Annotated in this window: 12 protein-coding genes; 5 read left to right on the top strand and 7 right to left on the bottom strand. The window is 62.9% G+C overall.

Annotated features, from left to right (window positions below):
* The first annotated feature begins 64 nt into the window (after positions 1-64).
* From wecB to VGM51_04255, 3 genes are all read left to right on the top strand, one after another.
* The gene (wecB, locus tag VGM51_04245) at positions 65-1,186 is read left to right on the top strand and encodes a UDP-N-acetylglucosamine 2-epimerase (non-hydrolyzing) (GenBank protein HEY3412254.1); all 1,122 of its coding nucleotides are present in this window, start codon (positions 65-67) and stop codon (positions 1,184-1,186) included.
* A 1-nt stretch (position 1,187) separates the two neighbouring features.
* On the top strand, positions 1,188-2,375 hold the full coding sequence (locus VGM51_04250) for an AI-2E family transporter (GenBank protein HEY3412255.1): 1,188 nt from the start codon (positions 1,188-1,190) through the stop codon (positions 2,373-2,375).
* Between the two features lie 186 nt (positions 2,376-2,561).
* The gene (locus VGM51_04255; GenBank protein ID HEY3412256.1) at positions 2,562-3,362 is read left to right on the top strand and encodes an undecaprenyl-diphosphate phosphatase; all 801 of its coding nucleotides are present in this window, start codon (positions 2,562-2,564) and stop codon (positions 3,360-3,362) included.
* Between the two features lie 283 nt (positions 3,363-3,645).
* Here VGM51_04255 and VGM51_04260 read toward each other — a convergent pair whose 3' ends face one another.
* Complete coding sequence (locus VGM51_04260; protein HEY3412257.1) at positions 3,646-4,230, bottom strand: glutathione peroxidase; 585 nt, start codon at positions 4,228-4,230, stop codon at positions 3,646-3,648.
* A gap of 261 nt (positions 4,231-4,491) precedes the next feature.
* Here VGM51_04260 and VGM51_04265 point away from each other — a divergent pair, with 261 nt between their 5' ends.
* Positions 4,492-5,703, top strand: coding sequence for a type II secretion system F family protein (locus tag VGM51_04265; GenBank protein HEY3412258.1), 1,212 nt, complete (start codon positions 4,492-4,494; stop codon positions 5,701-5,703).
* A 147-nt stretch (positions 5,704-5,850) separates the two neighbouring features.
* On the opposite strand, the gene VGM51_04270 is transcribed toward VGM51_04265, so the two are convergent.
* The 6 genes from VGM51_04270 to VGM51_04295 form a co-directional block, all read right to left on the bottom strand.
* On the bottom strand, positions 5,851-6,072 hold the full coding sequence (locus tag VGM51_04270) for a hypothetical protein (protein ID HEY3412259.1): 222 nt from the start codon (positions 6,070-6,072) through the stop codon (positions 5,851-5,853).
* Positions 6,073-6,118: 46 nt separating this feature from the next.
* Positions 6,119-7,573, bottom strand: a complete 1,455-nt coding sequence (locus tag VGM51_04275) for a glycoside hydrolase family 32 protein (protein ID HEY3412260.1) — start codon at positions 7,571-7,573, stop codon at positions 6,119-6,121.
* Positions 7,574-7,720: 147 nt separating this feature from the next.
* Entirely contained in the window at positions 7,721-9,424 is a 1,704-nt protein-coding gene (gene nagZ / locus VGM51_04280) for a beta-N-acetylhexosaminidase (protein ID HEY3412261.1), read from the bottom strand.
* Between the two features lie 146 nt (positions 9,425-9,570).
* A complete protein-coding gene (locus VGM51_04285; GenBank protein HEY3412262.1) occupies positions 9,571-10,569 on the bottom strand; it encodes an NAD-dependent epimerase/dehydratase family protein in 999 nt (332 codons plus the stop codon).
* Positions 10,566-11,045, bottom strand: coding sequence for a hypothetical protein (locus VGM51_04290; GenBank protein ID HEY3412263.1), 480 nt, complete (start codon positions 11,043-11,045; stop codon positions 10,566-10,568). Before VGM51_04290 ends, VGM51_04285 begins: the two co-directional genes overlap by 4 nt.
* Positions 11,046-11,265: 220 nt before the next feature.
* Positions 11,266-12,330 carry a sensor domain-containing diguanylate cyclase gene (locus VGM51_04295; GenBank protein HEY3412264.1) on the bottom strand — a complete coding sequence of 355 codons (1,065 nt, stop codon included), beginning with the start codon at positions 12,328-12,330 and terminating at the stop codon, positions 11,266-11,268.
* Between the two features lie 272 nt (positions 12,331-12,602).
* On the opposite strand from VGM51_04295, the gene VGM51_04300 reads away from it, so the two are divergent.
* Positions 12,603-13,778, top strand: coding sequence for a PIN domain-containing protein (locus VGM51_04300; protein HEY3412265.1), 1,176 nt, complete (start codon positions 12,603-12,605; stop codon positions 13,776-13,778).
* Positions 13,779-13,843 lie beyond the last annotated feature (65 nt).

The following is a 13,843-nucleotide window of genomic DNA, read 5'->3' on the forward strand; positions in this document are numbered from 1 at the left end:
AATCATCACTAGAATGCGCACGGACCCGCTAGCTCCATCCCACATCCCCCATCCGCCATCCGCCATGCCCCATCCCCCGTCCCCCCTCCTCACCGTGATGCCTATCTTCGGTACTCGCCCCGAGGCCGTGAAGATGGCGCCCGTCATCCGCGAACTGCTGCGCTACCCCAAGCTAGTTCGGGTTCGAACCGTGGTGACGGCCCAGCATCGCGAAATGCTGGATCAGGTTCTCGCGGTCTTCAACATCGTTCCGGCTGTGGACCTCAACATCATGGCGCACGGCCAGACCCTGAGCCAGATCACGACGCGGGCGCTGAGTGGTTTGGATCCCGTTATCGAGCGTGAAAAGCCGGACATCATCCTCGTTCAAGGCGACACCACCACAGTCTTCGCGGCGTCGCTCGCCGCCTTCTACCACAAAGTCGCCGTCGGACACGTGGAAGCGGGGCTTCGCACCAATAACAAGTACGATCCATTCCCCGAGGAGATGATGCGCCGCCTAACCGGCCAGATCGCGGACCTCCACTTCGCGCCCACTGATTTGAGCCGGTGGAACCTGCTCCAGAGCGGGGTGTCGGACGAGCGCATTTTCGTGACGGGAAACACGGTTATCGACGCACTGCTGAGCGTCGCCGCCAAAGTGCCCGACGCTCCGCCGTCCAGCCGACGTACCATCCTTCTTACAGCGCATCGCCGGGAGAACCTGGGTGAACCGATGCGCCAGGTCTTCATGGCCCTGCGCGACGTGCTTGAAAAGCTGCCGGACGTGGATCTGGTTTACCCGATGCACCGCAACCCGCAGGTGCGGGAGGTGGCTATGGAGGTATTCGGGGGGCTGGAGCGCGTGACGCTCACCGAACCGCCGGATTACGCCCCGTTTGTGGCTATGATGAAGGCGGCGACGCTCATCATCACGGACAGCGGCGGCGTGCAGGAAGAAGCGCCCAGCCTCGGCAAGCCCGTGCTTGTGGTCCGGCGGACCACGGAGCGCCCGGAGGGCGTGACGGCCGGCACGGTAAAGCTGGTCGGTGTGGAACGCGCCGACGTCCGCGATGCCGCATTGAAGCTGCTGACGGACAACACGGCGTACGCGCAGATGAGCCAGGCGCGCAACCCTTACGGTGACGGCCACGCTGCCGAGCGCATCCGCGAGGCGTTGTTCCGACATTTCGGCCTGGAGACCTAGCATGGGCAATCCGCGGCAGCGGCGCGACACGAAGAGACCCCGCGCCTGCAAGCGACCGGCGCCTGCGCTGGATCTTGACAGGCATCGGAAGCCGGGCGCATTCACGTCGGAGCATCGCCTGCCGAAATCGCGTGACGTTTTCTCCCTTATCTGGGGCGTCCTCATTCGGTTTCTGGTGATCGGCAGCCTGGGCTATCTGGCCTACCACGCGCGCTTCGTGTGGGTTACCGTTCTGGTATCCAGCCTCCTTGCGTTGGTGATGTACCCCGCGGTGGCCCATCTTTCGAGGCCCCCCCTGTGGGGCCTCACCAAACCCGCGCGGCGAACGGTCGCTGCACTGGTCCTCTTCGTCTTTCTGGGTCTCGCGCTTTACTGGTCGTATCGTTTGCTGGTTGCGCCGTTCCTTTCGGACACGGCCGGCATGTACGGCGCGGTCCAACGGGGCGTGATGAGGTCGAAGGGTTGGGTGGACGCGGCCCGGGAAGTGTACTACCGCCTTCCGCAGGGCGCACAGGATGCCATCCGCCAACTGGACATCAGCAATATCACCAACAACGTTCCGCGCTTTCTGACGGGAGTGGTTGAGACGAGCGCGCAGTGGGTCGTGGTGATCATCGACCTGCTGCTGATCCCGGTCCTGGCGTTTTACTTCATCCTCGAATCCCGGGGTTTGAAGCGGGAGTTCGTGAGCCTTGTGCCGCGTAAATGGCGACGGGACGCCCTGGCCATCATGCGGTCTTCCGCGCACATCCTGCGGAATTACACCGTGGCGAACATGATCCTTTGCGTCATCGCGGGAGTCGTGGTCTACATCGGGTTGCGGCTGCTGCAGGTGCCGTTCGCGCTGAGCCTGGCCGTCCTCGCGGGCCTGACGCGGTTCGTACCCGTTATCGGGCCGCTTCTGGGCGGAATTCCGATCATTCTCATTGCGTTGACGCAAGGGGTGAGTGTGGGTCTCGCCACGCTGGCATTCTTCACCGTGATGCACCTGGTGGAGAGCAAGATCCTGTTGCCGAAACTCATCGGTGAGCGGCTTCAGATGCACGGCGCCTCAGTGCTGATCGCTCTGCTGTTGGGCGGCCAGTTCGGCGGGATCATCGGCGTGTTCATCGCCGCGCCCGTTGCGGCCCTGCTGAAGGTGCTGTTGCGAACCTATCTGCTGCGGTCGCGCCGGTACGTTCAGGACTAGGCGCCGGGTGATAGGTGTCGGGCGGCAGTTGACTGGTGAGAAGTGCCTGAATGTTGGTTCCCGACCATGAATCCGTCTCGGGGGCTCACTTGCCATTTCCGGCGCCCGCCCTCCAACTTTCTATAAGCACACGGCTTTTGGGCGGCCAGATCGGGCCGCCTTTTCGCAAATCAAGGAAGGGTACATTTGAGCATACTGCAAGCCATCGTCCTGGGGATCATCCAGGGCCTCACGGAGTTTCTGCCGATCTCCAGCACCGCCCACCTGGTCATCGTGCCGTGGTTCCTCCACTGGCCCGACCCCAGCAAGGCATTCGACATCGCGCTGCACATCGGAACGCTGCTAGCACTCCTCATCTACTTCTGGAAAGACCTGGTGGAAGTCCTGCGCGCGAAGGACAAGCGGATGGTCTGGCTTATCGTCGCCGGCTGCGTCCCACTCCCCCTCGCGCAGATCGCTGAAAAGAAAGCCGGGGCGTTCAGCGACCCGCACGTCACTCCATGGGCGCCGCTGCTCATTGCCGGATGCCTCATAGGTTTCGCCGTGCTGCTGAAGATATCGGACACCGTCGGACGCAAGAAGCGGGAAGCCGAGAAGATGAGCATCGCGGACGCCATCTTCGTAGGGGTTGGCCAGGTCATCGCGGCCGTCTTCCCCGGCGCGTCACGTTCGGGCACGACCATGACTTTCGCGCTCTTCACCGGCCTCACCCGGGAGGCGGCGGTTCGCTTCTCATTCCTGCTCAGCGTTCCGACGATTGCCGCGGTCGCGCTGTACTCCACGGTCAAGCACCATCACGAGTTGGCGTCGGCTCCGGGCGGAGTGACTCCTCTTCTGGCCGGAATAGTAGCCAGCGCCATCGTGGGTTACCTTGCCATCGCCTTCCTGATGGACTACGTGAAGCGGAAGAGCATGGACGTGTTCTTCTGGTACCGCATCGTGGCCGGCCTCGCCATCATCGCGGCCTGGTACGCCTACCGGGCATAGGGCGCGCGCCCCAAAAACGGGAACCGGCCGCCGTGGCGATCGCCGCGGCGGCCGGCAGCCCTCTTATCGGCGGAAACCCGCCGCAAGTCGGGCCTGTTTCAGCGAAGGATGCCCTCCGCAATGAATAGGTCCTTCATAGCGTTAGACCCCCTTTCCCAGACGCGTTAGCCCGCGCCTGCACCCATGTATCGCGCGGGAAGCGGAGGGCGCTAAACGGGAGGGACAGTAGACAGTAGGCTGACTCCCATTTCCTGCCTTCTGCCTTCTGCCTCCTGCCTTCCAGCTACAACTCGTGCTCTATGGCCGCGATCACGTCCGGTTCCGTGGGTTTATGGCCGGCCTTGAATCTGGCGACCACCTGGCCCTGGCGGTTCACGAGGAACTTGGCGAAATTCCAGTCGATGTCGCCGCCGAACTGGGGATCTGTGGTCTTGTCTGTGAGGAACTTATACAGCGGGTCCTGGTCTTTCCCCTTTACGCTGATCTTGCTGAACATCGGGAAGGTGACGCCGTAGTTTTTGGTGCAGAACTCCCGAATCTGCGCATCATTGCCCGGCTCCTGGCTGAGAAAGTTGTTCGCGGGAAATCCAAGAATCACGAAGCCGCGATCCTTGTACTTGTTGTAGACTTCCTCCAGGCCGGCGTACTGAGGCGTGTTTCCGCACTTGCTGGCAGTGTTGACGATCATCAACACCTTGCCCCGGTAATCCGCCAGGTTTACCGGCTTTCCATCCAGCGATTTCATCGTCCGATTCAACAATGGGGTCACGACGCGTGTCTCCTTGCGCGGCCCGGCAAACGCGGCCCCGGCCAGCGCGGTGGCTATCAATAACGCCGAAGCTCGGCGGACTGCAGGCTGTATCTTCATACGTGTGCTCCTTTCAAAGGGCTACGCATGGGAAACGCTCCCTGCCTCGTCCCCGTTCCGCCGCGCCAGACCGTGAAGCTGGGAAATGAGGAAATTGGGAAGACACAGGGGTTTTCCGTTTGCCAGTCTCCTCCCCCGGTGGTTCGCCCCATCCGTTCTCCATCGCTTCCCCTGCCCGTCGGATACCGCGAGCCATGGAACAAATCTCCGAAGGCACTGCGCATCATCGCAGCACAGTGAGCAGAGGAAGGAACCCACGGTATGCCGACCTACAAGTACATGGCCCTCGACATGATGGGCAAGAACCGCTCCGGGCGACTTGAAGCGGATAACGAGGCAGCGGCGCTCTCCCGCCTGCAGGGGATGGGAGTGCATATCACGCAGGTCTCCGAAGTGAAAGACAGCGGGAAGCGCGCCTCGCGATCCGGCAAGGTCAAACTGCAAGCGCTGGTCATCTTCTCCCGGCAGTTCGCCACCATGATCGACGCCGGCGTTCGCGTGGTCAAATGCCTGGATATCCTGGAGAATCAGACCAAGGATGCGGTGCTGAAACCGGTCCTGAACCAGGTAAAGCGCGACGTGACCTCCGGCCTCAGCCTGACGGAAGCGATGGCGAAGCACCCGAGGGTCTTCACCAAACTCTATGTGAGCATGATCCGCGCGGCGGAAGCCGGCGGCATCCTGGACCACGTACTGGACCGCCTCGCCTTCTTCCTGGAGAAGGAGCAGGAACTGCGCTCCAAGATCAAGGCGGCCATGATGTACCCGGTGGTTATCCTCATCTTCTCCACGCTCATCACCACCGGCCTGATGATCTTCGTGCTGCCGAAGTTTCTGGATATCTTCACCCAGTTGGGAGCGCCTCTGCCTCCCACGACAAAGGCGCTGTTCGCCATCAGCCACTTCATGAGCACCAACTGGTGGCTGGGCCCCGTCCTGGTCGTCGGCCTCATTTCGTTCATCAAGTGGTATGGCAACCGGCCCAGCGGGCGCATGCGGATTGACGGCTTGAAACTGAAGATCCCCGTGGTGGGCGAGCTGATCCAGAAGATGTCCGTCTCCCGGTTTGCCCGCACGTTCGCCACGCTGGTCGCCGCGGGCGTTCCGATGCTGAGAAGCCTGGAAATCGTCGGCGAAACGTCCGGCAATGCGGTCATCGCAAAGTCGATCGACACGGCGCGCACCAATGTTCGCGAAGGCAAGAAGATATCGGAACCGTTGAAAAACAGCGGACTGTTCCCGGAACTGGTGACACAGATGATCGACGTTGGCGAGGAAACGGGCCGACTGAGCGAGATGCTGACCAAAGTCGCAGACTTCTACGACGCGGAGGTGGAGAACGCCGTCAAGGGCCTCACGAGTCTGATCGAGCCGCTGATGATCGTCTTCATGGGTGTGATGGTCGGCTTCATCGCCATCTCCGTCATCAGCCCGATCTTCAGCCTGCAGGCAACGTTGGCGCACAGCCACTAGGTCAGAAACTGAGGGCTGAGAGCTGTGGACTCAGAGCCCGCGATAGCACCCGCAGTCAGGAAATAAGATGCGGCGGGGGGTTCATACGGCCCCCCGCCGCGTTCCGTCTGCTGGTGAATCGATGCCTTGAAGCGTTTGACGTAACAGCTAAGAGTCCCGCTCCGTCCAACCCCAGATGACGATGGCGATTCCCATGGTCACCCCAAGAGCGATTGCCAGGGAGACCCAGTCTTCCCAGCGGCCCCGCCAGTGTCGCAGGGATTCGTTTATGTAACCGGTCCGGCCGCACCCGGGCGTGAGAAAGAACAGCCCGAAGAACACGGCGGCTCCGGCTGTGGTCACAAATATGCGGTTTCGCACGGCCATCATATGCCTCCGCAGGGTCTACGCAGGTGTCCGGCCGCCGGTTTCATCGCTAGCGCGCCGATGGCGCTGCGGTGGGCCAGATCGGCTTCATGGTCCAGGCGTCAAGTTGCCGGATATTCGCTGCGCCGCCCTCAGCGAAGGCACCTACACCCAGGCTGTCCGGGCGTGAAGGGTAGATGCGCGAAGTGAGGCACGTCCGCCCGTTGGCGAAGACCTCCAGCACCGAGTGGTCGATAAACACGCGGAGGTTTAGCGCCTCGCCATTCACGAGCTTGAGCGGAGCGGAACGGGCGCCCTTGTCGGCATTCGGATCCGTGCTTGACTGCGAACGATCGACGCTCAACGTTCCGGCCTTCGCGTCATAGACGATGCGCGTCTCTTCCTCCCCGCCGGGTGAGCGGCGAACCACCAGCCCAACCGTCTGAGCCTCTCCCGGCGCGATGTGAGCGTCGATCTCCAAAGCATCGCCTTTGACACCGTTCAGTGGCTTGAGGCCACCTGGCGTGACAGAGACGTCCTTGAGGCGCGTGCGCTCACCGCGAAGGGATTCCACTTCGCGCGCCGGCTCGTAACGCAGGCGACCGTCCGTCCCCAGTGTGATGACACGAGGAAGCGACTGTGCGCCCTGCCAGCCGTACCGGGCCGCGTCTCCTCGCTGTTCCCACAACCAGCCGAACATAATGCGCCGCCCCTTGCCGTCCCTGAAAGTCAAGGGCGCGTACAGGCCGCCACCCTGATCGGTGCCGGCCTCCGATTCGGGGGAGAATTTGCCGTCCAGGAATGAGCCGACGAAGTGGTACGACTGCCCGTTCGTTGAGACCATCAGCACCCACTTGTTGCCCAGGGCGAAAAGGTTGGGGCATTCCCACATATCGCCAGTCTTCGTCTTGTCGCCGACGAAGGCGGGGTGAAGGTACTCCCAGGTGCGGAGGTCCTTCGAGCGGTAGAGGAGAATGGCGCCGCCCACGTCCCTGATGCCGGAACCGATGACCGCAAGCCATCCGGCGCCGTCCTTCCACACAAAGGGATCACGGAAACCCGTTACCTGGAGTCCGGGCGGAGGACCTGGGATCACCGGATTCACGGACGGCTTCTGCCAGGTGAGCATGTCCTTGCTGGTGGCGATGCACTGCACTTCGGGCGCCGTTCCGGTGTACACTGCGGTCGCAGTGCCGGCATCGTTCACCATGCAGCCTGAGAAGACACCGTCCTTGTCATAGGGAGCGTCCGGCCTCAGCGCGAAGGGAAGATCCTTCCAATGGACCAGGTCGCGGCTTGACGCATGCCCCCATGTCATGTTCCCCCACGCGGCGCCCTGTGGGTTGTGCTGGTAGAACAGGTGGTACTCGCCGTTGAGCTGGATGAGGCCGTTGGGGTCGTTCATCCAGTTCTTCGGCGCCACGAAATGGTAGACCGGGCGCTGCGGATCCGATGCCAGCGCCTGCCGGTCGCGCAAGGCTTGTTCGCCAAAATCCTCTGTGCTGTTGGCGTAAGCCATGGGCATCACCACTCCTGTGACAAGAACGAAAACCGACAAGCAAGTCCGAAGCATCCTGGCCTCATCATTCCGGAAGTTGGGAACTGAGAATCGAACAAGGAATCTCAATTCAGAATTCTCAATACTCAACTCTCAATACTCAAGTCCCGCCGCTCAAAATCCCCACTTCGTCGTATCTTCCTCGACGGCCGCGGGGATCGGCGCCGCGCCGTCCATCGGGAGGGTGACCGGCAGTCTGCCAGTGGGTTCCACGGCGCCGACAAGAACCTCGGCGAGCGCCGTGAGGCTGGCGGCGGTGTAGCCGTAGGTGCACAGATACGTGGGCGCCTGCGGGAAGTGGCGGATGTCATAGGGGTTGCGGATCGCCGCCACCACAACCGGCTTGTCCAGCGCGATCATGCTCTTGATCATCTCCGCCTGAGCGGCTTCGTCCTGCGGAACCTGCGTCCAGGGCTCTTTGTGCTTGGTCAGAACCACGATGGCGGTCGCTCCGGCTGATTTCGCCGCAACCTCGGCCAACTGCTCGTTCGTGAAAGCGGGGCCGATCCCCACGTGCTCAACCGGCGCCGTGTCCAGGGATTGGAAAAGGCGCGCGGAAGCGATCTCCTCCGCCAGCGCACGCGCCGGGTCCGGCGGCCCCACAACCAGCGTCTTGCCGGGCCGAAGGGGAATGCGTTTTGCCTCGTCCTTCACCACCGTGACGCTCCTGCGCGCGATTTCGTGTTCAAGGGCGCGATGGTCCACGCAGCCGACAACCTTCATCACGGAATCCACGTCCACCACGCGGCGCGCCTCCAGGTCGTATTTCGCTTTGGAAGCCAGGATTCGCTCCACGCTTTCGTCGATGCGCGACTCGGGAATCCGGCCTCTCCGCACTGCCTCAAGCAATGCGTTGCGGATTTCACCCTGCCTGGACGGTGTGTGGCAGGCAGCCAGTATGTCCACGCCGGCTTCAACCGCCAACACAGCGGCTTCCCCGATCCCGTATCTGCTGATGATGCCCTTCATCTCCATGCAGTCGGTGATCACCACGCCTTTATAGCCCAGTTCACCGCGCAGGAGTCCGTCAATCACCTTCGGCGACAGGGTGCCCGGCAGATCCGAATCGATGGCCTCGAAGATGATGTGCGCCGTCATCACGAAATCGACGCCCGCCTCGATCGCCGCGATGAACGGGGGCAGTTCCACCCTCCGCAGGCGATCCATCGTCCACGGCAGCACCGCCAGGCCGAGGTGGCTGTCAACCGCAGTGTCCCCGTGGCCCGGGAAATGCTTGGCGCACGCGATGGTCCCGTTGGACTGATACCCCGTCACCTGCGCGGTTACCATGCGGGCGACCAGCGCCGGGTCCTCGCCGAAGGAGCGGACGCCGATGATGGGGTTGTCCGGGTTGTTGTTCACGTCGGCATCGGGCGCGAAATCCAGGTTGATGCCGATGGCGCTGAGTTCCGCGCTCACGGCGGAGGCCGCGCGTTCCGCCAGCGAAACGTCGCGCGTGGCGCCCAGCGGCATGGCGCCCGGCATCACGGTAAACGGCTTCTTCATGCGGCACACGTGGCCGCCCTCCTGGTCGGTGGAGTAGAACAGCGGGATCTCGCACTCCGCCTGAACAGCGTTGTGCAGCGCGGCCACCTGCGCCGGACTCTCCACGTTCCGGCCCATCAGGATGACGCCCCCCACCTTCCAATCGCGTAGGAGACGCAGCGCGTTCGAGTTGACCGCCGTGGCGGCCTTCTCCGGCGCGGCGCCGGGATAGCCTTCGCTGAGGCTCGGTCCGGCGGCGTCATCAGCCTGCCAGCCGAACAAAAGCTTCTGGCCGACCTTCTCCTCCAGCGTCATTTCTTCCAGGCGTTTCACGGTCTAGGGCTCCTTGATAACCGTCGGGTGACGTGATTGAGCGTGCGCGACGCTCTCATGAGATGGTAGTTGGCCGGCGCGAGAGGGGTCAAAATGGGTGTCCGGGACGGCCCTCCGGGGCAGGTGTAAGCGAACCGTTACGCGGGCTATGCCGAGTTCGGGGGTCGCTGGGTACCGCGGAAGCGGCGCATGCCCGACTCGACCCAGGCAGCAAATCCCGTGTCGCGCTGGCCGTCTTTTCGTTCATCCGCCACAGCGCGGCGTGCCGCCTCCGCGAAGTGAATCCTTGTTTCGAGCCCGATAAGCGTCCAGTAGGCGTCGTTTCGCGCCAGCAGGTCGTGCGCCAACCCGAGGACAATTTCGCGCGCCACTCCCCATTCGGCCCTTGTGACCACGTGGATCCAGTGCGACGAAAGCCAGGGCGAGAGCACCGGGACTTCCAGCATAATCGGGGGCCGAAGTCCGAGTGCGCCTGCCGTCTGGACGACGATTTCCTTCTCGGAAAGGCTCTCCGGACCGGGGAGATCGAAACTCGCGCCGGCCGGGATGGACACGGACAGCCCTCGCACAAGAGCTACGACGACATCCTGAATGGCGACGGGCTGTGTGAGATGCCGCATCCAGCGCGGCAACACCATGAACGGCAGACGGGCGGCGAGATCGCGCACAATCAGCCAGGACAAACTGCCGTGCCCGATGATCATGCTGGCGCGTAACTCGAGGCTGGGTATGCCGGAGGAGCGGAGCGCTTCGCCCACCTCAAGCCGGCTTGCGAGGTGTTCGGACGCGGTTCCCTGCGGAGCCACGCCACCGAGGTAAATGATGCGGGATAGCCCGGCGCGGGAAGCCGACGCGCTGAAATCCGCGGCAGCCAACCGGTCCCTCTCGCGATAGTCCGCGTCGCCACGGCCCATTCCGTGCACCAGATACAGCGCTGCCCGGCAGTCCTCGAGCGCTCGCTGCACGCCTTCTCCCGTAGCCACGTCGCCTTGGACCCAGTCGCGGTCCGGCCACCGCGCGCGGGCGAGGTCTGCGCTTCGCGAGAGCCCGCGAACCACGTAACCCGCCTCTTCCAGCGCCGGCCACACGGCCCGCCCCACGAATCCCGTGGCGCCAGTGACGAGGATTCGGCCGGCGGTGCTCATAGCGGAACCTCCCGGCTCTGCGCGCGCAGCGAACACGAGAGCCGCTTAAGATATCGGCAGGTGACTACACCGTGGTACCACCCATAGGCCGCGGCGACGGCGCGTCGCAAGGGATTCCGCGAGAACTGCGCCGGGATGAACCGGGACGGATAGCCTTCAACACGCGCTGTCAGCCGGTGGCGCCACAAGTCTTCGTTCAGTTGCCGCATCGACCACGTAAAGGTGATGCTTCCGTACGAGGACTCCAAGCGGGCCAGCCGTCCTCCTGTGATGATCCAGCGGCGTGTGGCGCTTGTCGGGGTCAGTTCAGTTGTGGGGTGGCCGAACTGAAGAAGCGAGACTCCGCCGGGGAGAGAGCACTGAACGCACTCCGTGTCCACGCGGAGACCAACCAGCCGAAGAGCGCTCGCCCCGACGGCCGCAAAGTGCTCACGGTCCATCCGTTCGGGGAGCAAGGGGATCAGGCACTCGGGCAAAGGGGGGCCATCCCATTCGAGGGCCTGTTCGGCGTTGAGGAATCCCGCGCTAAGGTCGGTGTTGGATTCGCACGAGTTCCGACAATGCGCATGCGCGCTCCGGTGATCCATGGTGCCATGTTGGGAGGGGTCGAAGTCGTTGCATGACGGCGCCTTTGAGCCCCACACCTGAATCAACACAACCGGCAAGCGGTCTGGTTCCTGGCGGAGTCCGTGCCAGTCAAGCCATTCGTCCAATTGCGCCCTTGCGTCCCGAAATGGAACTGAACGCGTAGGTATCCTTGCCGCGTCTCTTGGCGCGGTACATCGCCGAGTCGGCGTCAAACAGGAGCGTCTCCGCTGTAGCGCCATCGTAGGGGTAGACCGCAATCCCGATGCTTGCGGAGATAGCCATGCCGCACGCGTTGCACGATCGCACCGCCGCGAGCAGTTTCCGGGCGATCATATCGATGTTCTCCGCGTCGCGAAGGTCGGGACAGACGATAGCGAATTCGTCGCCCCCCATCCGTGCCACCGTGTCGCTCCTGCGGAGCGAACTCTGCAGGGCGAGCGCGACGTCCTGCAACAGCCGGTCGCCGGCCGGGTGGCCGTGCGTGTCATTGACCGCCTTGAACCCATCCAGGTCCAGGAACATCACCGCCAGCGTCTCGTGGTGCCGCACGGCGCGGCGAAGCGCATACTCGAGGCGATCGTTGAACAGGAAGCGTCCGGGGAGGTCCGTGAGGGCGTCGTGGTGGGCCATGTGCAGGATCGTGTGTTCAGCAGCACGAAGCTGCTGCACCGTTTCGGCGAGAGCCCGGGCGTGGCGCCTCAGTTCCAGGTGAGTGACCACCTGCTGGGCCAGGCCCATGAGGGCATCGCACTGCCTCGTATCCAGGGTCCGAGGCACCGTATCCATCACACCCAACGCGCCGATGTGGTATGCGTCCGGCGTCGTGAGCGGCGCGCCGGCGTAAAACCGGACCTGCGGTGAGTAAGCTCCGGCAATGCGCGCGGTGGCTTCATCCCGAAGAGCGTCTTCCACGCTCAGGAACCGCCCCTCTCGCACGACCAGGGTGCAGAAGGAAGCCTCCCGCGTGTGCGGTGCACGGGCCAGCCCGACGCTGGACCCGAGGCGCCACCCATCCCCATCAACGAGGCTCACCAACGCCATCGGCGTGCTGCAAACGGTCGCCGCGAGGCGCGTCAGCGCTCCGAAGTCATCGTTGGCCACGGTATCGAGGATATCGTAGCGAAGCAGGGCCTGCTGGCGGCCGCTCTCATCGATAGGTAAGACACAAGTCATGGCGTATTATCACACAGACGCGAACGGTCTTGAGAAACTCGCAAGCAACCGACCGCTAGATATTCGTTCCATGAACTCGCCCCCGCTTACAGAGCAAGGAAAAGCAAAATCAGCATCCGGGTGGATATTTGCCGATTGCCACGCTAAACCGGCCGCATCGGGGGGGCGCGAAGGCTAATATGGATTAATTGCGAACCTTACGCGCTCAGGAACGTCCATGATAGTGGTATTAATCGGCCACACGCGATAAACACAGCCCTGTTGAGAAAGGTATGGAACCTGTGCAACCCTCACGCGGGATACGTCTGACGCTCGTAGCGCTGTTTACAGCGCTTTCCGGATATCTCGGCAAGCTCTGCGCCGACTGGATGTTGACGCAGAACTGGTACACGACGAATTTCGTCGCCGTCACCAAGAGCCCCCAGGGGCAGCAGCTGCTCCGATACGTTATCGGGGTGCTGTTCGTGCTGCTGGGCACTCTGCTTGGGTTCCTGTTTGCGAGCAAAGTGGTGCGGCGAGTGATGCGCCTGAGCCACACCCTGGAGGAAGTGCCTCCTCGTGAACGGGTCGCGGCCGTTTTCGGCGTGATGCTGGGGCTCGCCTTTACCTGTCTTCTAGCCTTCCTCTTCTTCAAACTACTGCCGGACGCGGGCGCCCTGCCCATTTTCCTCACGCTGTTTGTCGGAGTGGTCGTAACTTACCTGTGCATCACGGCGATGATGAGCCTGTCCAATGAGCTGTGGAGCCTGTTCCCCACGGCCCGACCGGATGGATCGCTTGCCGCGCCTGTGCTCCGCAGCGTGAAAATCCTGGACACCAACATCGTCATCGACGGGCGTATCGCGGACATCTGCCAGAGCGGGTTTTTGGAAGGCACGCTTTATGTCCCGGGGTTCGTGCTGGATGAGTTGCAGCACATCGCGGATTCGAGCGATGCCCTGAAACGCGCCCGCGGACGGCGCGGCCTGGACATCCTGAACGAAATGCAGAAAGCGACCGTCCTGATCGTGCGCGATTTCGACGGCGTGGACGGGATTGAAGGCGGCGTGCCGGTCGACCAGCGACTCGTTACCCTCGCGAAGCACCTGAACGCGGCCATCGTGACGAACGACTTCAACCTGAACAAGGTGGCGGAACTGCAGGGCGTAAAGGTCCTGAATATTAACCAACTGGCGAACGCGGTGAAGCCGGTCGTGCTCCCCGGCGAAGAGATGGTGGTTCAGATCATCAAGGAAGGCAAGGAAGCCAACCAGGGCGTGGGCTATCTCGAGGACGGCACGATGATCGTGGTGGAAGGCGGCAAGCGTCACATCGGGGAGCATCTGAACGTGGTGGTCTCCAGCGTGCTCCAGACCGTGGCAGGCAAGATGATCTTCACGGCCATCCGCGACAGCGATGACGGCCCGCAGACATTCCGCCCCGAACGCACAGTCCGGCAGCGCCGGTAGCCTGCGTCAGGGCCAGGGGTCAGGGACGAACGCAACCGTCCCCTGACCCCTGTTTTTTTCGTCCG

This window comes from Armatimonadota bacterium (assembly GCA_036504095.1).
Taxonomy (GTDB): domain Bacteria; phylum Armatimonadota; class DTGP01; order JAKQQT01; family JAKQQT01; genus DASXUL01.

What these genes read in the sequence shown, in the direction of transcription:
- VGM51_04250 (HEY3412255.1), top strand. Translation starts at nt 1,188, where the DNA reads ATGGGCAATCCGCGGCAGCGGCGCGACACGAAGAGACCCCGCGCCTGC.
- VGM51_04270 (HEY3412259.1), bottom strand. Translation starts at nt 6,072, where the DNA reads ATGATGGCCGTGCGAAACCGCATATTTGTGACCACAGCCGGAGCCGCC.
- wecB (HEY3412254.1), top strand. Translation starts at nt 65, where the DNA reads ATGCCCCATCCCCCGTCCCCCCTCCTCACCGTGATGCCTATCTTCGGT.
- VGM51_04285 (HEY3412262.1), bottom strand. Translation starts at nt 10,569, where the DNA reads ATGAGCACCGCCGGCCGAATCCTCGTCACTGGCGCCACGGGATTCGTG.
- VGM51_04265 (HEY3412258.1), top strand. Translation starts at nt 4,492, where the DNA reads ATGCCGACCTACAAGTACATGGCCCTCGACATGATGGGCAAGAACCGC.
- VGM51_04295 (HEY3412264.1), bottom strand. Translation starts at nt 12,330, where the DNA reads ATGACTTGTGTCTTACCTATCGATGAGAGCGGCCGCCAGCAGGCCCTG.
- VGM51_04300 (HEY3412265.1), top strand. Translation starts at nt 12,603, where the DNA reads ATGGAACCTGTGCAACCCTCACGCGGGATACGTCTGACGCTCGTAGCG.
- VGM51_04275 (HEY3412260.1), bottom strand. Translation starts at nt 7,573, where the DNA reads ATGCCCATGGCTTACGCCAACAGCACAGAGGATTTTGGCGAACAAGCC.
- VGM51_04260 (HEY3412257.1), bottom strand. Translation starts at nt 4,230, where the DNA reads ATGAAGATACAGCCTGCAGTCCGCCGAGCTTCGGCGTTATTGATAGCC.